This is a genomic window from Rhizobacter sp. J219 (genome assembly GCF_024700055.1).
Taxonomy (GTDB): Bacteria; Pseudomonadota; Gammaproteobacteria; order Burkholderiales; family Burkholderiaceae_C; genus Rhizobacter.
Genome location: NZ_JAJOND010000001.1, coordinates 2,986,297 through 3,010,550, shown reverse-complemented (window position 1 = coordinate 3,010,550; position 24,254 = coordinate 2,986,297). Strand labels below are relative to the sequence as shown.

20 protein-coding genes and 2 pseudogenes are annotated in these 24,254 nt (G+C 67.2%); 1 reads left to right on the top strand and 21 read right to left on the bottom strand.

The window, feature by feature from the left end; translation table 11 throughout:
* Positions 1-29 precede the first annotated feature (29 nt).
* The gene (locus tag LRS03_RS13880; RefSeq protein WP_489739919.1) at positions 30-1,220 is read left to right on the top strand and encodes an acyl-CoA dehydrogenase family protein; all 1,191 of its coding nucleotides are present in this window, start codon (positions 30-32) and stop codon (positions 1,218-1,220) included.
* On the opposite strand, the gene LRS03_RS13870 is transcribed toward LRS03_RS13880, so the two are convergent.
* The 21 genes and pseudogenes from LRS03_RS13870 to LRS03_RS13770 all read right to left on the bottom strand — a co-directional run bounded on the left by LRS03_RS13870 (position 1,171) and on the right by LRS03_RS13770 (position 24,206).
* Complete coding sequence (locus tag LRS03_RS13870) at positions 1,171-2,304, bottom strand: acyltransferase family protein (protein WP_257826099.1); 1,134 nt, start codon at positions 2,302-2,304, stop codon at positions 1,171-1,173. The genes LRS03_RS13880 and LRS03_RS13870 overlap by 50 nt on opposite strands.
* Positions 2,297-2,818, bottom strand: coding sequence for a GNAT family N-acetyltransferase (locus LRS03_RS13865; protein ID WP_257826098.1), 522 nt, complete (start codon positions 2,816-2,818; stop codon positions 2,297-2,299). Before LRS03_RS13865 ends, LRS03_RS13870 begins: the two co-directional genes overlap by 8 nt.
* 9 nt (positions 2,819-2,827) lie before the next feature.
* Positions 2,828-3,571 carry an enoyl-CoA hydratase/isomerase family protein gene (locus LRS03_RS13860; RefSeq protein ID WP_257826097.1) on the bottom strand — a complete coding sequence of 248 codons (744 nt, stop codon included), beginning with the start codon at positions 3,569-3,571 and terminating at the stop codon, positions 2,828-2,830.
* A gap of 51 nt (positions 3,572-3,622) precedes the next feature.
* Positions 3,623-4,216, bottom strand: coding sequence for a hypothetical protein (locus LRS03_RS13855; RefSeq protein ID WP_257826096.1), 594 nt, complete (start codon positions 4,214-4,216; stop codon positions 3,623-3,625).
* Positions 4,217-4,361: 145 nt separating this feature from the next.
* On the bottom strand, positions 4,362-5,162 hold the full coding sequence (locus tag LRS03_RS13850) for an enoyl-CoA hydratase (RefSeq protein WP_257826095.1): 801 nt from the start codon (positions 5,160-5,162) through the stop codon (positions 4,362-4,364).
* Complete coding sequence (locus tag LRS03_RS13845; protein ID WP_257826094.1) at positions 5,159-6,358, bottom strand: CaiB/BaiF CoA transferase family protein; 1,200 nt, start codon at positions 6,356-6,358, stop codon at positions 5,159-5,161. Before LRS03_RS13845 ends, LRS03_RS13850 begins: the two co-directional genes overlap by 4 nt.
* 10 nt (positions 6,359-6,368) lie before the next feature.
* The gene (locus tag LRS03_RS13840) at positions 6,369-7,916 is read right to left on the bottom strand and encodes a carboxylesterase/lipase family protein (RefSeq protein ID WP_257826093.1); all 1,548 of its coding nucleotides are present in this window, start codon (positions 7,914-7,916) and stop codon (positions 6,369-6,371) included.
* Positions 7,917-8,005: 89 nt separating this feature from the next.
* A complete protein-coding gene (locus LRS03_RS13835; protein WP_257826092.1) occupies positions 8,006-8,620 on the bottom strand; it encodes a pyridoxamine 5'-phosphate oxidase family protein in 615 nt (204 codons plus the stop codon).
* Complete coding sequence (locus tag LRS03_RS13830) at positions 8,617-10,188, bottom strand: class I adenylate-forming enzyme family protein (protein ID WP_257826091.1); 1,572 nt, start codon at positions 10,186-10,188, stop codon at positions 8,617-8,619. Before LRS03_RS13830 ends, LRS03_RS13835 begins: the two co-directional genes overlap by 4 nt.
* A 26-nt stretch (positions 10,189-10,214) precedes the next feature.
* Positions 10,215-11,258, bottom strand: coding sequence for a cyclase family protein (locus tag LRS03_RS13825; RefSeq protein WP_257826090.1), 1,044 nt, complete (start codon positions 11,256-11,258; stop codon positions 10,215-10,217).
* Between the two features lie 11 nt (positions 11,259-11,269).
* On the bottom strand, positions 11,270-12,574 hold the full coding sequence (locus LRS03_RS13820; RefSeq protein WP_257826088.1) for a serine hydrolase domain-containing protein: 1,305 nt from the start codon (positions 12,572-12,574) through the stop codon (positions 11,270-11,272).
* Positions 12,575-12,608: 34 nt separating this feature from the next.
* The gene (locus tag LRS03_RS13815; RefSeq protein ID WP_257826086.1) at positions 12,609-13,535 is read right to left on the bottom strand and encodes a 2-hydroxyacid dehydrogenase; all 927 of its coding nucleotides are present in this window, start codon (positions 13,533-13,535) and stop codon (positions 12,609-12,611) included.
* 18 nt (positions 13,536-13,553) lie between these two features.
* The gene (locus tag LRS03_RS13810; protein ID WP_257826085.1) at positions 13,554-14,324 is read right to left on the bottom strand and encodes a class II aldolase/adducin family protein; all 771 of its coding nucleotides are present in this window, start codon (positions 14,322-14,324) and stop codon (positions 13,554-13,556) included.
* 119 nt (positions 14,325-14,443) lie between these two features.
* A complete protein-coding gene (locus tag LRS03_RS13805; protein ID WP_257823858.1) occupies positions 14,444-15,376 on the bottom strand; it encodes an electron transfer flavoprotein subunit alpha/FixB family protein in 933 nt (310 codons plus the stop codon).
* Positions 15,377-15,398: 22 nt separating this feature from the next.
* Positions 15,399-16,147: pseudogene (locus LRS03_RS13800) on the bottom strand (electron transfer flavoprotein subunit beta/FixA family protein).
* A gap of 81 nt (positions 16,148-16,228) precedes the next feature.
* Positions 16,229-17,212: a tripartite tricarboxylate transporter substrate binding protein gene (locus LRS03_RS13795; RefSeq protein WP_257826083.1), complete on the bottom strand. Its 984-nt coding sequence runs from the start codon at positions 17,210-17,212 to the stop codon at positions 16,229-16,231.
* Positions 17,213-17,243: 31 nt separating this feature from the next.
* Positions 17,244-18,932, bottom strand: a complete 1,689-nt coding sequence (locus tag LRS03_RS13790) for a long-chain fatty acid--CoA ligase (RefSeq protein WP_257826082.1) — start codon at positions 18,930-18,932, stop codon at positions 17,244-17,246.
* A 27-nt stretch (positions 18,933-18,959) separates the two neighbouring features.
* A pseudogene (locus LRS03_RS13785) lies at positions 18,960-20,052 on the bottom strand (phosphotransferase).
* 39 nt (positions 20,053-20,091) lie between these two features.
* Positions 20,092-20,865, bottom strand: a complete 774-nt coding sequence (locus LRS03_RS13780) for an SDR family oxidoreductase (protein ID WP_257826081.1) — start codon at positions 20,863-20,865, stop codon at positions 20,092-20,094.
* A 13-nt stretch (positions 20,866-20,878) separates the two neighbouring features.
* Complete coding sequence (locus LRS03_RS13775; protein WP_257826079.1) at positions 20,879-22,057, bottom strand: acetyl-CoA C-acyltransferase; 1,179 nt, start codon at positions 22,055-22,057, stop codon at positions 20,879-20,881.
* Between the two features lie 40 nt (positions 22,058-22,097).
* Positions 22,098-24,206, bottom strand: coding sequence for a 3-hydroxyacyl-CoA dehydrogenase NAD-binding domain-containing protein (locus LRS03_RS13770; protein WP_257826078.1), 2,109 nt, complete (start codon positions 24,204-24,206; stop codon positions 22,098-22,100).
* Positions 24,207-24,254: the final 48 nt, after the last annotated feature.

Sequence of the window (24,254 nt, the reverse complement as noted above, 5' to 3'; positions counted from 1 at the left end):
TGGCACTCGTTTTGACAGAAGAACAAGGGATGCTGCGCGACAGCGCAAAGTCCTTCCTTGCCGACAACGCCCCCGTTTCCGAACTGCGCAAGCTGCGCGACACACGCAGCGCCGATGGTTTCAGCCGCGGTCTGTGGCAGCAGTTCGCCGAGATGGGCTTTACCGGCGTGCTGATCCCCGAGGCCTACGGCGGCATGGGCTTGGGCCTGGTCGAAGCCGGCGTCGTGATGGAAGAGATCGGCCGCAACCTCACGGCCTCGCCCTTTCTCGCCTCTAACGTGGTCGCCGCGACGGCCATCCTGAGTGCCGGCAGCGAGGCACAGAAGCAGGCCACGCTGCCGAAGATCGCCTCGGGCGAACTGATCGCGACGCTCGCCGTCGACGAGCACAGCAAGCACAACCCGCGCAACACCGCGTTGAAGGCCGAGAGAAGCGGCAGTGGTTACACGCTCGACGGCAGCAAGACCTTCGTGCTCGATGGCCACGTGGCCGGGCTCTTGATCGTCGCAGCCCGCACCAGCGGTGCGAAGGGAGATCTCGCCGGCGTCACGCTCTTCCTCGTCGATGCGAAGACAAAAGGCGTGAGCGTCGAACGTGTGGTGATGGTGGATGCGCACAACGCGGCGCGCGTCACCTTCAGTGGCGTGAGCGTTCCTGAAAGTGCCGTGCTCGGCAAGGTCGGCGAAGGCCTCGTGCCGCTCAATGCTGCGCTCAGCGCCGGCCGCGTGGCCGCCTCGGCCGAGATGCTCGGCATCGCCGACGAGGTGTTCACCCGAACGGTCAACTACCTCAAGGAGCGCCAGCAGTTCGCCAAGATCATCGGCGAGTTCCAGGCGCTGCAGCACCGGGCAGCCCACCTCTACTGCGAGATCGAGTTCACCCGCTCGGCGGTGCTGAAAGCGCTGCAGGCGCTCGACGAAGGCACGCCCACCGCCATTGGCCTGAATCTCGGTCGCCAAGGCCAAGGCCGGCACGACCGTCACGCTCGCGGTGCAGGAAGGTGTGCAGATGCACGGCGGCATCGGCATGACCGACGAGTTCGAGATGGGCTTCTTCATGAAGCGTGCGCGGGTGCTGCAAGAACTCTTCGGCGACGCGACCTACCACGCCGACCTGCTGGCCCAGCTCAAGAAGTACTGAGGTGGCCGCCGCGGCGCCGAGGCTTGAGGCTCACAGCACGCGCCGGATCGCGGGCACGCGCAGCAGTGCACCGGCGATGACGTAGCACAGCACGCAGGCCACGCTGCCGGTGACGGCGAACTTCAGCAGGGCCGGCGCCTGCACCTCGCGCCAGGCAAGCGCCACCGCCACCACCGGCAGCGGGTGCATCACGTAGATCGCGTAGGCGCGACGCGAGAGTTTCTGCCACAGCGCAGACGAGGCCGGTGCCCCCGGCCTCACCGCGCGCAGCAGCAGCGTGAGGACCACGCCCCAGGCGACGAAGGGCTCCCAGAAGGCATAGAGCAGGGCCGGCAGGCTCAAGCCGCCCATCGGGTTGCCCGTGAGCGCCGGCACCAGCTTGCCGAGCACGATGGGCAGTGCCAGCACCGGCAGCGCACACCAGGCGATGCGCCGCCACAGGCGCACCTGCTCGGGCACCGGCGCGTGGGCCATCTGCTCCAGCCAGCCCCGCCGTGCCGCCATGCAGCCTGCCGCGAAGAGGATCACGTAGCTGGCGAAGTAGCCGAGCTGCAAGCCCCACACGTTCATGCCCACCGACCACCACAACCGCAGCGTGAAGGCGACCGCCCCGCAGGCCAATGCCGCCAGCAGCAGAGTGCGGTTGGACGGAAACGGCGTGGCCCGCGGCGACGTCGGCCGCAGCCGGTGCCACAGCAGCGCTACGGCGCCGAAGATCAGCAGGGCCTGCGCGAACCACAGCGGCCCGGTCTCGAAATGGCCGCGCGCCCACAGCCCGGCGTAGACCTCGGCAATGCTGCGCCCGCGGGTCACGCCTTGCACCATCGCGATTGTCAGCGGCCCCAGCAGCAGCCCGAAGGCGACCAGCGGCAGGCCCAGGCGCAGCAGGCGGTCGCGCACGAAGCCGACGGCGGTCTTGCGCGCCAGCGAGCCCGGTGTGAAGTAGCCCGCGATCAGGAAGAAGAGGCCCATGAACCAGGCCTGGTTGATGGCGCAGAAGATCGTGAGCAGCAGCGACGAGGGTGCGTCGTTGGTCGGCAGCTCGCGGTAGAACCAGCCCCCCGAGCCGCCGTAGGTGATGGAGGTGTGATGGAAGACGACCAGCAGCGTCACGCCGGCCTTGAGCCGGTCGAGCCCGTCGTGGCGTGCGCTCGACTCAGCCATCGGCGGGATCGGCCGGGGTGTCGAGGATGCGCTGGTAGAAGGCCAGGTCGAGCCAGCGGCCGAACTTGAAGCCGGCCTGCCGGATGGTGCCCGCGTGCGTGAAGCCCAGGCTCTCGTGCAGGGCGATGCTGCCGGCGTTGGTGGCGTCGATGCCGCCGATCAGCGTGTGCACGTTGCGCGTCTGTGCGGCCTCGACGATGGCGCCGAGCAGCGTGCGCCCGAGGCCCTTGCCGCGGTGGTCCTTGTGCACATAGATCGAATGTTCCACCGAGTACTTGTAGGCCGGCCAGGCGCGGAAGGTGCCGTAGCTCGCGAAGCCGAGCAGCGTGCCAGCCTCGTCTTCGAGCCCGATCACCGGGAAGCCGTTGGCCTGCTTGGTGGCGAACCAGCCGACCATCGACTCGGGCGCACGCGGCTTGTAGTCGTAGAGCGCGGTCGAGGTGACGATGGCCTCGTTGAAGATGTCGAGGATGGCGCCGGCGTGGCGTGCTTCGGTGCAGTCGATGAGCTTCATGTTCGTCTTTCAGCGGCCCTTGAACACCGGCGTGCGTTTCTCGGCCCAGGCGGCGGCACCTTCCTTCAGGTCGTCGGACAGGGCGGCACGGGTGATGTCGCGCTGCAGGTCGGTGGCGTCGAGCGTGCCGCGGGCGATGCGCGTGAGGTGCTTCTTCATCCCGAGCAGCGCGAGCGGTGCCATCTGCGCGAGCGTCTGCGTGAGCTGGTCGGCGGTGTGCGTGGTTTCATAGGCCGGCACGAGGTGGGTGAGGAAGCCGCTCGTGTGCATCTCGCGCGCACCGATGCGCTCGGCGGTGAGGAAGAGGCGCTTGGCCATGTTGATGCCGAGCCGGCTCACGTAGCGCTCCATGCCACGCTGGTAGAAGTGCAGGCCCAGGCGGGCCGCGGGCATGAACATGTCGACCGCATCGCAGCCGATGCGGAAGTCGCAGGCGAGCGCCATGTCGGTGCCACCTCCGTACACGCCGCCCTGCAGCACCGCGATGGTCACGGGGCGGGCGTCTTCGATCGCGTCGACCATCTGGTCGAAGCTCACGTCGCGTGCGCTGCCGATCTGGCCGATGTCGTAGCCGCTGCAGAAGTACTTGCCTTCGGCTTGCAGGCGCAGCACCAGCACCGCTTCGTTTGCATTCACCTTGGCCACGTGTTCGGCGAGCGTGGCCAGGTCTTCGGGTGCCAGGCGGTTGGCCTGCTGCGGGCGCCGCAGCGTGATCGTGGCGACATGGTCGCGGATGATGAGTTCGGGTGACATGTGCCCACTCTAGCGTCATCCACGGCGCACGCCGCCAGCGTGCGCTCTCGCTTACTTTTCGCCGGTGGAGGTGTACTCGACGTCGCTGACGGTCCCCTTGGCGTCGTACGACACGATGAGGTTCTTGCTGTAGAACTTCATGTTGAAGACGCTGCCCTTGGCGTGCGAGTAGCTGTAGATGTCGGCCGACTCGCCCTTGGTCTTGATGAAGGGGTAGACACCCTTGCCGTTCGGCTTGCCGAGCAACGCATTGACCTCGCTGCGCGTCGACTTGCCCTTGACGATGCTCGCGACCTTGCTGTCGTCGAAGTCGGTGGCGTCGGTGGGGAAGGAACTCACGAACTCTTCTGCCACCAGCAGGTCGTTGTGCGTGAGGAAGACGATCGCACGTGCCGGCACCACGCCCGGGTACTTGCCCGTGCCCGCGCCTTCTGCGTAGGCGTAGCGGTGGACCTTCAGCTTCTCGCCGTTGCGAAGCGATTCGCCGGTTTGCGGAGCCGGCCCCATCACCTGGGTGACCTGGGCTGAAGTGGATTTGCCGACTTCCAGTGCGCCCGGGTCGGGCCGCTTGAAGTTGGTGCCGGCGCAGCCGGCGAGCACGGCGGTGGTGACGAGGGCCGCGAAGATTTGCAAAGTGCGTTTCATCTTGGGTATGAAGTGTTGACAGCGTTGAGGAAGTGCCGGGCCTCTGGCGGGCCGCGAGCGACGCGGATTTTCCGCGACGGCCCCGTCGGTTCAGGTGCTGCCCACAGGTTTCCCCGGATGGGGAAAACGCAGGAGGGCGCCGGCTTCAGCGGCCCTTGAACTCCGGCCGGCGCTTTTCCATGAAGGCCTTGCGGCCCTCGATGTAGTCCTCGCTGTTGAAACACTGGTCGATCAACGCGGCCACCTGCGAGGCATCGGTGCGCGAGTAGCGCTCGAAGGTGTTGACCGCCAGCTTGGCGGCGCGGATCGTGAGAGGTGCGTTGCGGGCGATAGTGCCGGCGTACTGTCGAACATGCTCCTCCAGCGTGGCCTCGGGCAGGACGGCGTTGACGAGGCCCATGCGCAGCGCTTCCTGCGCATCGAAGAAGCGGGCGCTGAAGAGGATGTCGCGTGCGGAAGAAGGCCCCACGAGCCGTGCGAGGGCCGCGACGCCGCTGTAGTCGTAGCCCAGGCCCAGCTTCGCGGCCGGGATGCCGAAGGTCGAGCCTTCGGATGCAAAACGCACATCGGCGCTCAGCGAGACCGCCAGTCCGCCGCCGATGCAGAAGCCCTGGATCATCGCGATCAGCGGCTTGTCGAGCTTCGACAGCCACTGGCGGCCGGCCTCGGCCACGTCGCCGTACTGCCTGCGCTGCTCCGCATTGGAGCGCTTCTCGCCGAACTCGGAAATGTCGGCACCCGACGCGAAGGCCTGGCCGCCGGCGCCCTTCATCACCACCACACGCACGTTGTCGTCGTGCTGGAACGCGGCCAGCGCATCGCCGAGGCCCGCCCACATCTCCAGCGAGATCGCGTTGCGCCGCTCGGGGTTGTTGAAGGTGAGCCAGCCGATGCCGCCCTCCACGGTCGCGATGAGCTTGTCGGTCTTGAGGGGGATGGTGCTCACGCGATGGCTCCTTGTTCTTTCAAGTGGTCGATGGTGGCGGTGTCGAAGCCCAGCTCGGCGAGCAGCTCGCGCGAGTGTTCGCCGGCATCGGGCGCGGCATGGTGGAAGGCCTCGGGATGTGGGAAGCCCGACAGGTTGATCGGCGAGCGCACGAGCTTCACCTCGCCGAGCACCGGGTGCCGGGCCGGGCGCGTCATGCGCAGGTGTTGCGTCTGCGGGTCGTTGAAGGCCTGGCCGATGTCGTTGATCGGCCCGCAGGGCACGCCGACCGCATTGAGCTTGTCGACGAGTTCACCGGTCGAGAAGCGGCGCATCAGCGTGTTCACGTCGACGTTGAGACGCTCGCGGTGCTTCACGCGCGAGCGCACGTCGGTGTAGTCGGGGTCGTTGAAGAGATCGTCGGCGCCGAGCGCCTGGCACAGGGCGACCCACATCTTCTGCGTGCTGGCGGCCAGGTTGACGAGGCCGTCGTTCGCCTCGTACACGCCCATCGGCACCGCGGTCGGGTGGAAGTTGCCCTGCTGGCGCGGCACCTCGCCACTCATGGTGTAGCGCGCACCCTGGAAGTCGAGCTTGTTGAGCATGGCTTCGAGCAGCGACGTGTGCACCCATTGGCCCTCGCCGGTGTGCTCGCGGTGCAGCAGCGCGAGCAGGATGCCCTGGCCGAGGAACATGCCGGCCGAGGTGTCGCTCACCGCGATGCCGGCGCGCATTGGCCCGCGGCCGGGCTCGCCGGTGATCGACATCAGGCCGGCAAGGCCCTGCACGATCTGGTCGACGCCGGGGCGGTCGCGGTAGGGGCCGTCCTGGCCGAAGCCCGAGATGCTCGCGAGGATGATGCGCGGGTTGATCGCCTTCAGCTGCGCGTAGTCGAGGCCCAGGCGCGTCTTCACGTCGGCGCGGAAGTTCTCGACTACCACGTCGGCGCGCTGAACCAGCTCATGCAGCAGCGCCACGCCCTCGGGTCGCTTGAGGTCGATGCACAGGCTGCGCTTGTTGCGGTGCAGGTTCTGCTCGTCGGGGCTGCGGCGCAGGGCGCCGGTGATGTTGCCGCTCGATTGCCGCGGCGGCGCTTCGATGCGGATCACCCGCGCGCCCCAGTCGGCCAGCAGCCGCACGGCGGTGGGGCCGGCACGCGCGATGGTGAGGTCGAGCACGGTGTAGCGCGACAGCGGCAGGGCAGAGGTGGTGGTCATGTCGGGGCGTTCACCGCGCATACAGCGAGCTGCCGGGGTGAAAGGCAGGGACCTGGCCGATGGCCATGCGCTCGGCGCCGCGCGGGTCGTTCACGACGGCGCTCTCGGCCGCGAAGACCATCGTCGCGCGTTCCGGCAGCGTGTAGGCCGGCCAGGCAGGCAGCCCGTCGTGGTTGGGATTGCCGTTGCGGGCGAAGTGCGCCCAGGCGGCCATCATCTGGCGCTCGAGCCTCTCAAGCTCGGGGCCGTCGCCGGTGAAGGCACTGGCGAGCGCGACATTGCCGAACACGAACGGAATCTCCGCGGTGTGCGGCGACATGAACTTGCCGCCGAACGCCGGGCTCTCCCACGCGAACTCATAGGCGTAGACGGGTGCGGTGCCTTGACGCGCCTTCTGCTCGGCGCCGGTGATGTTGTTCAGGCGGTAGAGGTAGTCGCTTGCGATGTAGGCAAGCAGCTCGCTGCCTGGCGCCTTTGGATGGTGCTGCTCGTAGACCGCAAGCACCGCATCGGCCTGCGCCGTGTCGACACGCAGGAAACGCCGGATGCGCTGTCGCGCCTCGTCACCGTCGACGGTGAAGTTGCTTGGGTCGGCGGCGAGGAAGAAGGTCGCCTCGGTGCGGGTGTGGCCGATCATGAGCGGCACCAGGGCCGACACCTCGGGCGCGGACGGATGGAACGGGTGGCCCTTCAGCGTGCGGCCGTCGACCACCGGGCGGAAGCTGTCTTGCCCCAGGCTGGCGCCGACCACCGACTGCATGGCCTGCAACAGCGTCTCGCTCGGCACCGATTGCAGCGTGGCGAAGTCTCCCTCGGGCAGCTCGAGCTTCTGGAACAGCTTGCGCGTGGCGGCTTCGCATTCGTCGCGCGGCTGCACACGAAAGCCCGACGACGGTTTCTGCACGATGGCGCGGTGAAAGAGGCCCTGCGCCTCGGCCATCGCCATCAGGATGGCCACCTTCGCGCCACCGCCCGACTGGCCGAAGAGCGTGACGCAGCCGGGGTCGCCGCCGAAGCGTTCGATGTTCTGCTGCACCCACTGCAGTGCGGCCACGAGGTCGAGCATGCCGGCGTTGCCGGCGTCGGCGAAACGCGGCTCGCTGTGGGCGAGCGGGGTCAGGTAGCCGAAGAGGTTGAGCCGGTGGTTGACGGTGACGACGACCACGTCTTGCGTCTGCGCGAGCGTGGCGCCGTCGTAGACCTGCGAGCTGCCCGAGCCGATGGAGAACGCGCCGCCGTGCAGCCACACCATCACCGGGCGCTTGGCTGCGTCGGCGGCCGGCGTGAAGACGTTGAGCACCAGGCAGTCCTCCCCGAGCGGGGCGTCGCTGGCGAGCCATTGGAAGAGGCGCGTGCGCGGCGTGACGATCTGCGGGCAGCTCTGGCCGTAGGCCGTGGCGTCGCGCACGCCGCTCCACGGCGTGGCCGGCTGGGGGGCTAGGAAACGGTTTGTGCCCGCGGTGGAGGCGCCGTACGGGATGCCCTTGAAGGCGAGGCCGCGTGCGGTGGCGCTGCCGCGGACCTGGCCGAGCGAGGTGGTGACGATGGGTGCGTTCATGGCCTTATCAGATATATCTGATAAGGCTATAGATATGTGTATCGACCGTCAACGGGCCTTGCCCGCAAGGCTGTTCTGAAACGGGGCCTTCAGAGATCGGCCTGGTAGCGCGCGAGCATCTGCTCCTGCGTTTCGGCCGGGCCTGGCATGCCGCTCTGGTCGCGGATCATCTCGCCGAGTGTCGGCAGCGCGGCGCGGGGCACCTGCGCCTCGGCGCTCCACAGGCGCGAGCGCATGAAGGCCTTGGGGCAGTGCAGGTAGACCTCGTCGGTGCTGACGACGATGGCGAGCTTCGGTGCGCGCTTGTCGTCGGGCAGCGCCGCCAGGTGCGCCGGGTCGCGCGAGAGATGGGCCGCCCCGTTGATGCGCAGCGTCTCGTCGACGCCGGGGATCATGAAGATGAGGCCGATCCTGCCGGTCTCGACGATGTTTCGCATCGAGTCGAGGCGGTTGTTGCCGGGCGAGTCGGGGATCAGCAGCGTGCGATCGTCCCAGGGCTTGATGAAGCCCGGCGCGCCGCCGCGTGGCGAGGCGTCGGGCATGCCACCCGCGCTGGCGGTGGCCACCACGACGAAGGGCGTGAGTTCGATGAAGCGGCGTGTGTGCTGCTCCAGCGCCGAGAGCTGCTTGCGCATCGCCCGTTCGCTGGGTTTGCCGTAGAGGCCGAGCAGCTCGTCGAGCGATTCGATGCGGTGCGGGGTCATGCCACGATGTGAGGCTTGCTCTCGGCCACATGCCTGTCGCGCAGCTCGCGCTTGAGCACCTTGCCGATGGCGCTGCGTGGCAGCTCGTCGATGTAGTGCACCGCCGAGACGCGCTGTGTCTTGCCGACCTGATGGGCAAACCAGTCCTGCAGGGCCTGCTCGGTGATGGGCTCGCCGGGCTTCTTCACCACGTAGGCCACCGGCGTCTCGCCCCACGCCTCCGACGGCACACCCACCACCGCCACGTCGGCCACCGCGGCGTGCTGGCGCATCACCGCCTCCAGGTCGCTCGGGTAGATGTTGAAGCCGCCGCTGATGATCATGTCCTTCTTGCGGTCCATCAGCGTGAGGAAACCGTCTTCGTCGAAGCGGCCCACGTCGCCGGTGCGGATGAAGCGCTCGCCCTCGGGGCTGTGCCACTCGGCGTCGCGTGTCTTCTCGGGCTGCTGGTGGTAGCCGGTCATCATCGAGACGCTGCGGCCCACCACCTCGCCCATCTCGCCTTGCGGCACGACCTTGCCGTGCTCGTCGATCAGGCGGATGTCGTGGCCCTCGGCGGGCTTGCCCACGGTGTGCAGCTTGTTCGGGTAGAGGTGCGCTTCGAGGATGCAACTGCCGCCGCCTTCGGTCATGCCGTAGAACTCGACCAGGCCCCCGGGCCAGCGCTTGAGGATGTCGGCTTTCAGCGCCGCGCCGAAAGGCGCGCTGGTGCAGAACTTGAACTTGAAGCTCGACAGGTCGAACGAGTCGAACTCGGGCACGGCCATGATGCGCGAGTACTGCACCGGCACGAGCATGGTGTGCGTGGCGTGGTGCTTCTGCGCGAGTTCGAGGTAGCCCTTGGCGTCGAACTTCGGCATCAGCACCACGGTGCCGCCCCAGGCGAGGGTGGGGAAGAAGACGACCAGCGTGGTGTTGCTGTAGAGCGGCGTCGCGAGGACGGTCACGCCGCCCGGGCCGTATTGGTAGGCGCCACCGCCGCGGCGCACGTGCGCCCAGCGCATCTTGTGCGGCTGCACGATGCCTTTCGGCGTGCCGGTGGTGCCCGAGGAATAGATGATGTTGAAGGCCCAGTCGGGTTGGGGCTTCACTTCCTTGAAGCGGGTGCCGAAGGGCGCGACCCAGTCGACCAGTTGCCGGCCCACCGCCGAGCCGTCGAGCGAGACGCGCGGGATGCCGAGCGCTTCGGCCGCGTTCACCGCCTCGGCGGTGGCCTCTTCGGTGAAGAGGATCTTTGCGTCGGCATCGGTCAGCATGCCCTTCAGCTGCTCGGGCGTCGACCCGGGGGCGAGCGGGGCCACCACCACACCGGCGCGCAGCGCGCCGAGGAAGATGGCCGCGTAGTGCACCGACGAGTAGGCGCAGATGGCGATGGCCTGCTGCGGCTTCACGCCGTCGCGCTTCAGCGCGGCGGCCACGCGGTCCATCATCGCGTCGAGCTGGGCGTAGGTGACGCTCGCCGTCTTGTCGACGACGGCGAGGTGTTGCGGGTCGCGCTTGGCGTGGGCGCGGATCTGGTCGGCGATGACGCCGAAGTCTTTTTCGAAGGGGGCTGCGATCGGGTCCATGGCGAAAAGGGAGCGAGGAAAGTGGATCAGACGGTGGCGACAGCGGTCACGGGCGAGCCGACCGCACCGGGCAGCCGCAGCGGCGGCGCGGTGAGGAGAAAGCGGGAACGATGGTGGGCGCGCAACCAGCCGGCGAGCTCGGTCAGGAACCACAGCTCGCCCAGCGGCACACCCAGCTTGAAGAGGCAGTGCTCGTGCAGCGGCAGGGCTGCGCGCTCGGCGTCGCCCTCCGTGTCACGTGCCGGATAGGCCTCGACCGCGTAGTTGTCGGCGATGAGCGCGGCCACGCCGCTGTCGGTCACCCATTGCAGGAGCTTTTCGTCGCGGCCGTCGAGCGTGGCGCACGCGTTGTTGAGCACCTTCATGTCGGGGTCGCGGTTCATCGAGAGGATGACGTCGGCGAAGCCGGTGTAGAAGAGCAGCATGTCGCCCTTGTCCACCTGCACCTTGTCGGCCTCCATGATGCGCATGAGCTGGTCGTAGCCCACACGTTCGCGCGTGTGACCGATGTGGGCGTGCAGGTCGACGAGCACACCGCGGCCCTGGATGGCCTTGACGGCGAAGGTCTCGACGCCGAGCTTCAGCGCATACGAGCCGCCTTCGCCGCAGCCACACGACGCGAGCTTCAGGTCGCCGGGGCCGAGCACGTCTTCATGCGCACGGAAGCCGTTGTAGTAGACCTTCTCCGGCTCGCCGTCGCCGTCGGCATCGAACCAGGAGCCGACGTGGGCGAAGGTGTCCCACTGCGTGGAGTACTGCAGGGTGATGTTGACCTGGTCGTCGCACACGACGTCGGTGTTGCGCTTGTCGAAGCGGCGCAGCGGCATGTTCATGAACGGGTCGCCGCTGAGGTCGGTGGGGCGCAGGTCGGGCGGCTTGCGGCGCGGGTTGAGCTTGGCGCCGCCGGGGTAGTCGAGCGGCAGGCTGAGGCCGAAGGAGAGGCCTTCGGTCACCTCGGCCACGCCCTGCTTCACCTTCTCTGGCGTGAGCAGGTTCAGGCGGCCGAGCTGGTCGTCGGGGCCGAAGTCGCCCCAGGTCGAGCCTTCGGGGCGGCGTTTCCAGCGGGTCATGGTGTCTCCGTTCAAAACGCGCCGTAGACCATGTTGCGGAACACCTCGCGGTAGTACCCGCGCTGGTTCGGGGCCTGCATCATCCAGATGGCGATGAGCTTTTCCTTGGGGTCGATCCAGAAGGCCGTGCCGCCGAAGCCGCCCCAGTTCGATTCGCCCACGCTGCTGGCGCTGGCCGACTCGCCGGGCGCCATGCGCACCGCGAAGCCGAGGCCGAAGCCGTAGGCCGGGCCGGGCAGGTAGCCGGTGTTGGCGCCGGGCACGCGGCTCGCACGCAGCATGTCGTCGCTCAGGTGGTTGCTCATCATCGAGGCCACCGTCTTGGGCGAGAGGATGCGCACGCCGTCGAGTTCGCCGCCGTTCAGCATCATGCGGCAGAAGCGCAGGTAGTCGACCGCCGTCGAGACCATGCCGCCGCCGCCCGATTCGTAGACCGGCGGCTTGGTGATGTCGATCAGGTTGACCGGCTGCTTGCTGTCGGGGTCGAGCTTGAAGGGCTCGGCGATGCGGCCCTGCTGGTCGGCCGGTACCGAGAAGCCGCTGTCCTTCATGCCCAGCGGCCCGAGGATGCGCTGCTGCAGGTAGACGCCCAGCGTCTGTCCCGACACCCGCTCGATCAGCGCGCCCAGCACGTCGGTCGAGCGGCTGTACTCCCACATCGTGCCGGGCACGTAGGCAAGCGGCATCGTCGCGATGCGCTTGGAGAACTCGGTGTTGCTGAGGTCCACGCCTTCGACACCGGCCTTCAAGTACTCGCTCTTCACGAGCGACTTGCCGAAGACGCCGTAGGTCAGGCCCGAGGTGTGGCGCAGCAGGTCCTGCACAGTGGGCTGGCGCGGCGAGGGCACGAGCTCGAGCACGGGGTTGCCCGCGGCGTCTTTCTTCTCGACGGCGAGCTTCAGGTCCTTGAACTCGGGCAGGTAGCGCGAGACGGGCGCGTTCAGCAGCACCTTGCCGTCTTCCACCAGCATCATCGTGCCCACCGACACGATGGGCTTGGTCATCGAGTAGATGCGGAAGATGGAGTCGACCGTCATCGGGGACGATGAGGAGGCCTGCGGGTTGCGCACGCCGATGGCCTTTTCATGCACGACCTTGCCGTCGCGGTAGAGCACGATCACCGCGCCCGGCAGGCGGCCGGCGGCGGCGTCTCGGGTCACGAGGTCGTCGAGCTTCTTCAGCGCGGCGGCGTTCATCGTGCCGGGGGTCTTGCCGCTGTCGCCAGCGCCCGGGGTGGCGCAGCCGGCGAGCAGCACGGCGCTCGTGGCGAGTGTGGCCAGGAGGGTGCGTCGCAAGGTCGAGTGGGGAATCGTCATCGGCTGGTCTCCTGTTGTTGTCGTGAATTGAGCGTCAATAGCCGCGTTGTCGGTCCACGGCCAGGGGCTGAGGAAGCCCGTCGCGTGCGCGCCGCAGTGCATCGACGCACTGCTGGGCCACGGTGTCGAACGAAGCCTGTGCCGCGATGTGCGGCGTGGCCACCACCTGCGGGTGCGACCAGACCCAGTTGTCGGGGGGCGGTGGCTCGCGTTCAAAGACGTCGAGCGCGGCACCGGCGAGGTAGCCGCCGTCGAGCAGCGCACGCAGGTCGGGTTCGACCACCTGCTCGCCGCGGCCGATGTTGATGAAGTACGCGCCGCGCGGCAGCTGCGCGAGTGTGTGGTGGTTGAGCAGGCCGCGGGTCTCGGCGGTGAGCGGCAACGCGCAGACGAGGATGTCGGCCTGCGAGAGAAATTCGGGCAGCTCGTCGGGGCCGGCGAAGGTGGCCACACCCGGCACCTCGCGCGGCGTGCGGCTCCAGCCGCCGACCGGGTAGCCGAGCGGAATGAAGGCGCGGGCGATGGCCTGGCCGACCGCGCCCAGGCCCATCACGCCGACACGGCAGCGCACCGCAGTGCGCACCGGGTGGCGTTTCCATTCGGCGCGGGCCTGCTGTTCGGCGTAGAGCCGAAGATCACGCGTGAACTGCAGCGTGGTCGCGACGACGTACTGCGCGATCTCGATGCCCTGCATCGGGTCGACCACGCGCGTGACGGGTACGTGCTCGGGCAGGTCGTCGACCAGCAGCTTCTCGGCGCCGGCGCCGGTGGAGCACAGCACGCGCAGGTTGGGGTAGTTCGGCAGGATGCCTGGGCGCATGCGCCAGGCGAGGATGGCCTCCACCGCCTGAGGTGGTGGGGCGTCTTGTTCGGTCCAGACCGGGATGCCGGCGGAGGCTTGGCGAAGGGCTGCGGCGAAAGGTGCCGACGGGAGGGGGTTCGACAGCACCAGGATGGCCATGGACTCTTTCGATCCCTCTTACGCGTCGTACCCCGGGTTGCGGCGATCGAGCCGGCGCAAAAGACCCGGCCACACGAGGTTGGAGCCCTGGCCGCGCGAGGCGTCACGGGCCTGGCGCATGTTCAGCTCCACCACGTCTTGCGGAATGTGCGTGAGCTCGCTGCCGCCCGACTGCGCCAGGATCTGGATGCGGCACGAGGTCTCGAGCGTGTACATGGCCTGGAAGGCTTCGGCCACCGAGCGGCCGCAGGTGAGCAGGCCGTGGTTGCGCAGGATCAGGCAGTTGGCGCGGCCGAGGTCCGCGCACAGGCGCGGCTTCTCCTCGTCGCGCAGGGCGATGCCCTCGTAGTCGTGATAGGCCAGCTGGTTGAGCGGCAGGGTGGACTGCTGGGACAAGGGCAGCAGGCCGTTCTTCTGCGCCGACACCGCCACGCCGTGCAGCGTGTGGGTGTGCAGCACGCAGTTGACCTCGGGGCGCGCTTCGTGGATCGCGCTGTGGATCACGAAGCCGGCCGGGTTCACGTCGAACTTCGACGGCATCACCTTCTCGCCGTGGTGGTCGACCTTCACCAGACTCGACGCGGTGATCTCGTCGAAGAAGAGACCGTAAGGGTTGATCAGGAAGTTGTGCGGCTCGCCGGGGATGCGCGCCGAGATGTGCGTGAAGACGAGGTCGTCCCACCCGAACAAGGCCACCAGCCGGTAGGCGGCGGCCAGGTCCACCCGGGTTTGCCACTCTTCTGCGGAGACCTGGTTCTTGAGCGACGCGAATTCAAGCGGTGCATTCATGGCATGTCTCCTGTGGTGGAACCCGGTTTTATAGCGACTGAGACGGGGCTTGTCGAAGTGGACGCTGGTGCGCTCGCATCGATTGCTCCGCTCTGTCGCTTTTGTGATTGCCGCGCTGATTAAAGCGCCTTCACCAGCTCGGGCACGGCGGTGAAGAGATCGGCCTCGAGACTGTAGTCAGCGACCGAGAAGATCGGCGCCTCGGGGTCTTTGTTGATGGCCACGATCACCTTGCTGTCCTTCATGCCGGCCAGGTGCTGGATGGCCCCCGAGATGCCGGCGGCGATGTACAGCTGCGGGGCGACGATCTTGCCGGTCTGGCCCACCTGCCAGTCGTTGGGGGCGTAGCCCGCATCGACCGCGGCGCGGCTCGCGCCCAGTGCGGCCCCCAGCTTGTCGGCCAGCGGCGTGAGCACTTCGGTGAACTTGTCCGAGCTTCCGAGTGCCCGGCCACCGGAGACGATGATCTTCGCGGCAGTCAGCTCGGGCCGGTCGTTCTTGGCGATCTCGCTGCCCTGGAAGCTGCTCTTGCCGCTGTCGGCGGCTGCGGCAGCGGTTTCGACGGCGGCGCTGCCACCGGTGGCGGCGGCGGCATCGAAGCCGGTGGTGCGCACGGTGATGACCTTCACCTTGTCGGCGCTCTGCACGGTGGCAATGGCGTTGCCGGCGTAGATCGGGCGCTCGAAGGTGTCGGCGGAGACGACCTTGGTGATGTCGCTGATCTGGCCGACGTCGAGCTTGGCGGCCACGCGCGGGGCGATGTTCTTGCCGGCGGCGGTGGCGGGGAAGAGGATGTGGCTGTAGTTGCCGGCGATGGCCAGGACTTGGGCGGCGACGTTCTCGGCCAGGCCGTGGTCGAGCTGGGCGCCGTCGGCATGGATCACCTTGGCCACACCAGCGATCTGGCTGGCGGCCTTGGCGGCTTCGGCGGCTGCGTTGCCGGCGACGAGCACGTGCACGTCGCCGCCGATGGCGGCGGCAGCGGTCACGGTGTTCAGGGTCGCGCCCTTGACGGTCTTGTTGTCGTGTTCAGCAATGACGAGGATGGTCATGTTGTGAGTTCCTTGCCTGTTCTCAGAGGACCTTGGAGACGTTCTTGAGCTTGTCGACGAGGGTCGCGACATCGGCGACCTTGATGCCGGCGCTGCGCTTCGGGGGCTCGGCGACCTTCAGGGTCTTGATGCGTGGGGCGACGTCGACGCCGAGCGCGTCGGGTTTGATCGTCTCGAGCGGCTTCTTCTTGGCCTTCATGATGTTGGGCAGCGTCACGTAGCGCGGCTCGTTCAGGCGCAGGTCGGTGGTGACCACGGCCGGCAGGCTGAGCTTCAGGGTCTCCAGGCCGCCGTCGACTTCGCGGGTGACGGTCGCCGAATCAGCGGTGGCTCGACCTTGCTGGCGAAGGTGGCTTGCGGCAGGTCGGCGAGCGCGGCCAGCATCTGGCCGGTCTGGTTGCAGTCGTCATCGATGGCCTGCTTGCCGAGGATGACGAGGCCAGGCTGTTCCTTGTCGACGAGCGCCTTCAGGAGCTTGGCCACCGCCAGCGGCTGCAGCTCCGCATCGGTCTCGACCAGGATGCCGCGGTCGGCGCCGATGGCCATCGCGGTGCGCAGGGTCTCCTGGCACTGGGTGGGGCCGGCAGACACGGCGATCACTTCGGTGACCACGCCTTTTTCCTTCAGACGCACGGCTTCTTCCACCGCAATCTCGTCGAAGGGGTTCATGCTCATCTTGACGTTGGCGATGTCCACACCGCTGCCGTCACTCTTCACACGCACCTTCACGTTGTAGTCCACCACTCGCTTGACGGCTACCAGCACTTTCATGTCAACAGTCACTTTCTCGGTTTAACAAAAAACGGGAACCCACCCGCACGACCTCCCGTGCGGGTGGGAGGGGTCAGACGCTCACTTCGCCGACAGACCCAGGCGGTCGATCAGCAGCTTGTCCTTCGCGTAGGTCGCGATCGCCCAGGACTTGTACTGCTCGCCGGTGCGGTACCACATGTCCTGGTTGAGCGTGGCCAGCACTTCGGCGTGCTTCGGGTCGTCCATCGCCTTCTTGAAGGCATCGTGCAGTGTCTTCACGATGGCCGGGTCCATGCCCTTGGGGCCCACCAGGCCATACGGCGAGCTCGACACGATGCCGTAGCCCAGCTCCTTGGCGGTGGGCACCTGCGGCCAGCGCTTGGTGCGGTTTTCACCGAAGGTCACCAGCAGGCGCATCTGGTTGTTGTCGACGAACTTGTCCCAGCCGGAGGCATCGCTCGCGGCCATCACGTGGCCACCCAGCAGCGCCTGCATCAGGTCGGCATTGCCCTTGAAGGGGATGTGGTTGAGCTGCACGCCCGCCTTGTCGGCCAGCTCTTCCATCAGCAGGTGCGGGCTGGTGCCAATGCCGGTGGAGCCGTAGTCGATCTTGCCCGGCTGCTTGCGCGCCGCTTCGATGTAGTCCTTGAAGGTCTTGTGCGGCGAGTCGCTCTTCACGACGAAGCCGAAGGTGTAGCCCGACACACCGATGATGAAGGTGAAGTCGTTGATCGGGCTCCACTGCACCTTGTTCATGTGCGGGATGCGCAGCATGCCCATCGGGTATTGCGAGATCGTGTAGCCGTCGGGCTTGGCGGTCAGGGCCATCGAGCTGGGCCCGAGCGTGCCACCGGCACCGGGCTTGTTCTCGATGATGATCTGCTGGCCGAGGTGCTTGCTGGCGATTTCAGCCAGAGCACGGTGGTGGCGGTCGGTGGAGCCGCCCGCCGGCCACGGCACGATCAGGGTGATGGGCTTGCTGGGGTAGGCCTGCGCGTGGGCCGCGCCAAAGGGGGCAGCCAGTGCGGCGCCAGCCGTGGCCAGCACGAGGGCGCGGCGAAGGCGTTGCAGAGAGGTGGTCATCCTGGATGTCTCCGGTAGGGGTTGGGGGGGACTAGCCGTGGGCCGCGTGGCGAGCGGCCTCTTGTTCTTGAAGTTCGCGCCACTGCACCTTGCCCGATCCGGACTTGGGCAGCGACTCCACAAATTCCACGATGCGCGGGCTCTTGTAAGCCGCCATGTGGTCGTGCGACCAGGAAACGATCTCCTGTTCGCTCACCTTCCCTTTGTATTCTGGCTTGAGAACGACGAGCGCCTTCACCGTTTCGCCACGCCGCGCGTCGCGCACGCCGATGACGCAGGCCTCAAAGATGGCCGGGTGGTGGTACATCAGCGCTTCCACCTCGGCCGGCCAGACCTTGAAGCCGGCGGCGTTGATCATGCGCTTCAAGCGGTCGACCATGAAGAAGTAGCCGTCTTCGTCGACCTGCGCGAGATCGCCGGTGCGCAGGAAACGCTTGCCGTCGATCTCGACGAAGGTGTCTTTCGTGGCCTGCGGGTTGTTCCAGTAGCCGCGCATCACCTGCGGTGCGCTGACCACGATCTCACCGGTCTCGCCCACGCCGAGCTCACGCAGGGTCTCGGGGTCGACCACCCGCGCGTCGACGTCGAACACGGGGATGCCCAGGCACTGCTTCTTGGGGCGGTGCGGCGGGTTGATGTGGGTCGCGGCCAGGGTTTCGCTCATGCCATAGCCTTCGACGTAATCGAGGCCGGTGAGTTCTTTCAACTTCGCGCAAATCGCTTCGGGCATCGCGGCGCCACCGCCGCGGATGCCCTGCAGGCTCGACAGGTCGTACTGCGACAGCTTCGGGTTCGACAGGAAGTCGATCATCATGGTCGAGATGACCTGCCACACCGTGACCTTGTAGCGCTGCATCAGCTGGGCAGCGGCGTCGCGGTCCCAGCGGGGCAGGATGACGATGGTGCCGCCCACATACATTGGCCCGTTCATGCTGCCGGCCATGCCGGTGACGTGGAAGTAGGGCAGCACCGAGAGGAACACCGCATCCTGCGTGCGGCCGAACCAGTGCACACCGCCGACCAGCGTGCTCTGCGTGCTGCGGTGCGTGTGCATGCAGCCCTTGGGGTGGCCGGTGGTGCCCGAGGTGTAGGGCATCACGCAGAGGTCGTCCGGGCCGGCGGTCAGCGGGCCAGGGCGCAGGTTTTTCGCCAGCACCTCGGTCCAGGCGACGCTGCCGGCGTCGGTGAAGGTCTTGCGCGGCTCGGCGACGAAAGGGGGCACCGTGAGGTCGGTCGGGCGCTTCAGGTAGTCGCTGTAGGTGACGACGATCAGGTGCTTCAGGCCTCCCGCGATTTTGTCATCGCCCACGAGCGGCTGCATCTGCGCATGCAGGTCCTGCGGCACGAAGGCGGTGGTCGCGCCGGTGTCCTGGACGTAGTGCTTGAGCTCCTCCGTCATGTTCATCGGGTTGACGGGCACGACGACCGCATTCGCCCGCAGGATGCCGTAGAAGGCCAGCACCCATTGCGGGCTGTTCTGCATGTAGAGCAGCACACGGTCGCCGGCCTTCACGCCGCAGACTTGCTGCAGGTAGCCGGCGATGCGCTCGGCCTCGTCCTTGAACTCCGAGAACGTGACTGGCGTGTCGTAGAAGACGATGAAGGGCTTGTTCGGGAAACGCTGCGCCGACACCTCGGCGTTGTGGAAGAGGTTGGTCTCAGGCAGCGTCAGGTGCTTCGGCAGCCCGGGCGGCCAGTGGGCAAGGTGGCGATCCGACATGGCGGCGCTCTCATCTCAAAAAAGGGTTCAGCGCGAGGCGTCGATCTCCTGGGCCAGGGCCCAGGCCTGCTCGGCCAGCGGACGGGCGCGCTTGCCCGACGCGACCGCATGTTCGCTCGAGGCATTGCCCTGCACCGCGCGGTGCGCGATGCCCTGCAGGATGCCGACGAGGCGGAACATGTTGAAGACCATGTAGTAGTTCCACTCGGCGGGCGACACGGCGTTCTTGCGGCCGGTGCGCTCCATGTAGAGCTTCACGTACTCGGCTTCGCTCGGGATGCCGAGCGACTGGATGTCGGCACCGGCCATGCCGCGCCCGCCTTGCCCGCCGCCCATGCGCCAGGTCATGCAGTGGTAGGCGAAGTCGACCAGCGGGTGGCCCAGCGTCGACAGCTCCCAGTCGAGCACCGCGAGGATGCGCGGCTCGGTGGGGTGGAAGATCACGTTGTCGAAGCGGTAGTCGCCGTGCACGATGGCCACTTCATCGCCCTGCGGGATGTACTTGGGCAGCCACTCGATGAGCTTGTCGGCCGCTTCGATGGTTTCGGTCTCGGCGGCCTTGTATTGCTTGGTCCAGCGGGCAACCTGGCGCTCGATGTAGTTGCCGGGCTTGCCGTAGTCGCCCAGGCCGATGGCATTGGGGTCGACGCTGTGCAGCGCGGCCATCACGCGGTTGAGTTCGCTGTAGAAGCTCGCCGCGCTGGGCGTTGTTGTAGTCGGGCAGCAGCGGGTCCCAGAGGATGCGGCCGTCCACGCAGTCCATGATGTAGAAGGCCGTGCCGATCACCGACGGGTCTTCGCACAGTGCGTAGGCCTTGGCGACGGGCACGTCGGTCTTGGCGAGCGCGCTGATGACCTTGTATTCACGGTCGACCGCATGGGCCGAAGGCAGCAGCACGCCAGGCGGCTTGCGGCGCATCACGTAGCTCTTGCCGCCGGCCGTCAACTTGAAGGTGGGATTGGATTGCCCGCCCTTGAACTGCTCGACCTGCAGCTCGCCGCTGAAGCCGGCCACGTGCTGGCGCATGTAGGCATCGAGCTTCTGCACGTCGAACGCGTGCTGCGGGGCGACCGCTTTGGTTCCGCTGAACTGGAGGGCCGACGTGTCTTTGCTGGTCATGCTGTCTGTCGTCTTGTCATGTGGCCCTGAACGAGGCGTTCAGGTGATGATGCTGCCCCCATCCACCGGCAGTGCATGCCCGGTGATATGGCGCGAGGCTTCGCTTGCGAGGAACACGACCGGCCCCTTCAAGTCTTCTTCGCCTCCCAGGCGATGCAGCGGTGCGCGTGCGATCACGCTGTCACCGATCTTGTCGAGCAGGCCATGGGTCATCTTCGTCGGGAAGAAGCCCGGGCACAGCGCGTTGACGTTGATGTTGTACTGGCCCCATTCGGCGGCCAGGGCGCGCACCATGTTGACCGACGCGGCCTTCGAGGTGTTGTACGCGACCATGGTCACGCCAGGGCTGTTGCCCTTGAGGCCCGCCACCGACGCGATGTTGATGACCTTGCCCGACCTGCGCGGGATCATCGTGCGCTTGCCCACCTCGCGGGTGAGGAAGAAGGGCGCGTTGACGTTCAGGTTCATCACCTTGTGCCAGGCCTCGTCGGGGTAGTCCTCGGCGGGCGTGGCCCAGTTGGCGCCGGCGTTGTTGACCAGGATGTCGATCTGGCCCCAGGCGGCGAGCGCCTGGTCGACGAGGCCGGGGATCTGGTCGAACTTCGACAAATCGTTGGCGATGACCTGGGCCTCGATCCCCAGGCTCTTCAGGTGCGCCTGCGCTGCCGCCAGTTCATCGGCCTTGCGGGCCGTGAGGATCAGCCTGGCGCCGGCTTCGCCGAGCGCCTCGGCGGCCTGGAGACCCAGGCCACGCGAGCCGCCGGTGACGAGGGCGACCTTGCCCTTGAGGCTGAAGAGATCGGCAACAGGCATCAGGCCACGTCGCTCACACGACCTCGAACAGGCCGGCCGCACCCTGGCCGCCGCCGATGCACATCGTGACCACGACGTACTTCGCGCCACGGCGCTTGCCTTCGATCAGCGCATGGCCGGTCAGGCGCGAGCCGGTCACACCATACGGGTGGCCCACCGCGATGGCGCCGCCGTTGACGTTCAGGCGGTCGTCGGGGATGCCCAGCTTGTCGCGGCTGTAGATCACCTGGCACGCGAAGGCTTCGTTCAGCTCCCACAGGCCGATGTCGTCGATCTTGAGGCCGGTCTGCTTGAGCAGCTTGGGGATCGCGAACACCGGGCCGATGCCCATTTCATCGGGCTCGCAGCCGGCGACCGCGAAGCCGCGGAAGATGCCCATCGGCTTGATGCCGCGCTTCTCGGCGAGCTTGCTGTTCATCAGCACGCAGGCGGAAGAACCGTCGGAGAACTGGCTCGCGTTGCCGGCCGTCACCACGCCACCCGGCAGGGCGGCGCGGATCTTCGCCACGCCTTCGAGCGTGGTGTCGGGGCGGATGCCTTCGTCGGCGGCGATCGTCACTTCCTTCGTCGTCAGGCGGCCGGTGGCCTTGTCGACGACGCCCATGATGGTGGTCATCGGGGCGATTTCGTCCTTGAACTTGCCGGCTTCGAGCGCGGCGGCGGCGCGCAGCTGGCTGCGCACGCCGTATTCGTCCTGCGACTCCTTCGAGATGTTGTAGCGCTTGGCCACCATCTCGGCGGTCTGCAGCATGCTCCAGTAGATCTCGGGCTTCTTCTCCAGCATCGCCGGGTCGGCGCGCATGTGGCGGTTGGTCTCGTTCTGCACGCACGAGATCGACTCCACGCCGCCGCCGATGGCGACCTGCACCCCGTCGACGATGATCGAGTGGGCGGCCATCGCGATCGCCTGCAGGCCCGACGAGCAGAAGCGGTTGATGGTCACACCCGCGGTCGTCACGGGCAGGCCGGCACGCAGTGCAGCCACGCGGGCGATGTTGCCGCCGGTGGTGCCTTCGGACAGCGAGCCGCCGAGGAACACGTCCTCGATTTCAGCGGGGTCGAGGCCCGAGCGCTTGACGGCGTGCTCGATCGAGTGGGCGGCGAGCGTGGCGCCGTAGGTCATGTTGAAAGCACCCTTCCAGCTCTTGGCGAGGCCAGTACGGGCGGTGGAGACGATGACGGCTTCGGTCATGATGATTCCTTGTCTTGTGTGAGTTCTGGTCGCGTGCGGCTCAGGAGAAGGTCTTGCCTTCTTCGGCGAGCTTCACCAGCAGCGGAGCCGGTTCCCAGAACTTGGCGTCAGCGCCCGGCTCGGCGGCGATGCGGCGCAGGGCGCGCACCACGTTGGCCAGGCCCACGGTGTCGGCGTAAAGCATCGGGCCGCCACGGTGGGCGGGGAAGCCGTAGCCATTGAGGTAGACCACATCGATATCGGACGCGCGGGCGGCGATGCCTTCTTCGACGATGCGGGCGCCTTCGTTGACCATCGCGTAGATGCAGCGCTCGATGATCTCTTCATCGCTGACCTTGCGTGCCACCATGCCGCGTTCCTTGCGGAAGTCTTCGATGATCTTGTCGACGGTCGGGTCGGGGATCGCGTCGCGCTTGCCCGGCTCGTACTTGTAGAAACCTGCGCCCGTCTTCTGGCCGAAGCGGCCGGCCTCGGCCAGGCGGTCGGCGACGATGGGGATGTAGGCCTCGGGGTTGGCTTCCTTGCGGCGCTTGCGGCCGGCGTAGCCGATGTCGAGACCGGCCAGGTCGCCCATGCGGTAGATGCCCATCGCCAGGCCGAATTTCTCCAGCGCCTTGTCGATCTGTTGCGGCGAGGCGCCGGCGTTGAGTGCTTCGTTGGCGGCAGCGCCGTAGCGGGCCACGATGCGGTTGCCGATGAAGCCGTCGCACACGCCCGAGACGACCGGCATCTTCTTGATCTTCTTCGCGAGCGCCATCGAGGTGGCCAGCACGTCCTTGGCGGTCTTCTCGCCGCGCACGACTTCCAGCAGGCGCATCACGTTGGCCGGGCTGAAGAAGTGCAAGCCCACCACGTCTTGCGGGCGCTTGGTGAAGGCGGCGATCTTGTCGAGGTTGAGCGCCGAGGTGTTCGACGCGAGGATGGCGCCGGGCTTGCACACCTCGTCGAGCGTCTTGAAGACCTGCTCCTTGACTTCCATGCTCTCGAACACGGCCTCGATCACGAGGTCGACGTCTTTGAAGCCGTCGTAAGTGAGCGTCGGCGTGATCAGCGCCATGCGCTCCTCGATCTGCGCGGGCGTGATCTTGCCCTTCTTGGCCGAGTTCTCGTAGTTGGTGCGGATGGTCTTGAGGCCCTTGTCGAGCGCTTCCTGCTTCATCTCGAGCAGCACCACGGGGATGCCGACGTTGATGAAGTTCATCGTGATGCCCACACCCATGGTGCCGGCGCCGATCATGCCCACCTTCTTGATGTCGCGCAGCGGGGTGTCTTCCGGCACGTCGGGGATCTTGGCCGCGGCCCGCTCGGCGTTGAAGATGTGGCGCAGCGCGCGCGATTCCGGCGTGAGCATCAGCGCCTGGAACAGCTCGCGCTCGGCCTTCAGGCCTTCGTCGAAGGGCTTGGTGGTGGCCGCGGCCACGGCTTCCACGCACTTGAGCGGCGCGGGGAAGTTCTTCGAGGTCGCGCCCACGGTGTTGCGGGCGAATTGCAGGAAGGCTTCGGTGCCGGGCAGCACGGGCTTGACCTTCAGGTCGCGGGCACGCTTGAGCGGCAGCTTGTCGGCGACGGCCTTCTCTGCGAACTTGAGGGCGCCTTCCAGCAGGTCGCCTTCGATGATGGCGTCGATGAGCGGCGAGCCTTCGAACTTCTTGGCCGGCACGGGTGCGCCGGAGACGATCATGTTCAGGGCGGCTTCGAGGCCGATCAGTCGCGGCAGGCGCTGCGTGCCGCCGGCACCGGGCAGCAGGCCCAGCTTGACTTCCGGCAGGCCGAGGTTGGCGTCACCCTTGGCCACGCGGAAGTGCGCGCCCATCGCGAGCTCGAGGCCGCCGCCGAGGGCCATGCCGCCGATGGCGGCCACCACGGGCTTGGGCGAGTTCTCCAGTGCCTTGATGACGTCGGGCAGGTTGGGCGACTTGCCGGCGTTGGCGGTGCCGAATTCCTTCACGTCGGCACCACCCGAGAACGCACGGTCGCTGCCGATCAGCACGATGGCGGTGACCTTGGGGTCGGCCAGAGCCTTGTCGAGGCCCGCGACGATGCCGCTGCGCAGGCCGTATCCCAGACCGTTGACCGGCGGGTTGTTCAGCGTGACCACGGCCACCGAGCCGCGAACGTCGTACTGGGTGGAGGTCGGTTGATTGCTCATTGGGATTGGCTCCTGAAAGGCACGGGAGGGACAGCGAGGGCCGCACGG

Bases quoted from the DNA above. Each gene is read 5' to 3' on its own strand.
- LRS03_RS13810 (WP_257826085.1), bottom strand. From the start codon at position 14,324: ATGAATGCACCGCTTGAATTCGCGTCGCTCAAGAACCAGGTCTCCGCA.
- LRS03_RS13820 (WP_257826088.1), bottom strand. From the start codon at position 12,574: ATGACGATTCCCCACTCGACCTTGCGACGCACCCTCCTGGCCACACTC.
- LRS03_RS13790 (WP_257826082.1), bottom strand. From the start codon at position 18,932: ATGTCGGATCGCCACCTTGCCCACTGGCCGCCCGGGCTGCCGAAGCAC.
- LRS03_RS13775 (WP_257826079.1), bottom strand. From the start codon at position 22,057: ATGACCGAAGCCGTCATCGTCTCCACCGCCCGTACTGGCCTCGCCAAG.
- LRS03_RS13805 (WP_257823858.1), bottom strand. From the start codon at position 15,376: ATGACCATCCTCGTCATTGCTGAACACGACAACAAGACCGTCAAGGGC.
- LRS03_RS13845 (WP_257826094.1), bottom strand. From the start codon at position 6,358: ATGACCACCACCTCTGCCCTGCCGCTGTCGCGCTACACCGTGCTCGAC.
- LRS03_RS13865 (WP_257826098.1), bottom strand. From the start codon at position 2,818: ATGAAGCTCATCGACTGCACCGAAGCACGCCACGCCGGCGCCATCCTC.
- LRS03_RS13840 (WP_257826093.1), bottom strand. From the start codon at position 7,916: ATGAACGCACCCATCGTCACCACCTCGCTCGGCCAGGTCCGCGGCAGC.
- LRS03_RS13830 (WP_257826091.1), bottom strand. From the start codon at position 10,188: ATGGACCCGATCGCAGCCCCCTTCGAAAAAGACTTCGGCGTCATCGCC.
- LRS03_RS13825 (WP_257826090.1), bottom strand. From the start codon at position 11,258: ATGACCCGCTGGAAACGCCGCCCCGAAGGCTCGACCTGGGGCGACTTC.
- LRS03_RS13835 (WP_257826092.1), bottom strand. From the start codon at position 8,620: ATGACCCCGCACCGCATCGAATCGCTCGACGAGCTGCTCGGCCTCTAC.
- LRS03_RS13815 (WP_257826086.1), bottom strand. From the start codon at position 13,535: ATGGCCATCCTGGTGCTGTCGAACCCCCTCCCGTCGGCACCTTTCGCC.
- LRS03_RS13780 (WP_257826081.1), bottom strand. From the start codon at position 20,865: ATGCCTGTTGCCGATCTCTTCAGCCTCAAGGGCAAGGTCGCCCTCGTC.
- LRS03_RS13860 (WP_257826097.1), bottom strand. From the start codon at position 3,571: ATGTCACCCGAACTCATCATCCGCGACCATGTCGCCACGATCACGCTG.
- LRS03_RS13880 (WP_489739919.1), top strand. From the start codon at position 30: ATGCTGCGCGACAGCGCAAAGTCCTTCCTTGCCGACAACGCCCCCGTT.
- LRS03_RS13795 (WP_257826083.1), bottom strand. From the start codon at position 17,212: ATGACCACCTCTCTGCAACGCCTTCGCCGCGCCCTCGTGCTGGCCACG.
- LRS03_RS13855 (WP_257826096.1), bottom strand. From the start codon at position 4,216: ATGAAACGCACTTTGCAAATCTTCGCGGCCCTCGTCACCACCGCCGTG.
- LRS03_RS13770 (WP_257826078.1), bottom strand. From the start codon at position 24,206: ATGAGCAATCAACCGACCTCCACCCAGTACGACGTTCGCGGCTCGGTG.
- LRS03_RS13870 (WP_257826099.1), bottom strand. From the start codon at position 2,304: ATGGCTGAGTCGAGCGCACGCCACGACGGGCTCGACCGGCTCAAGGCC.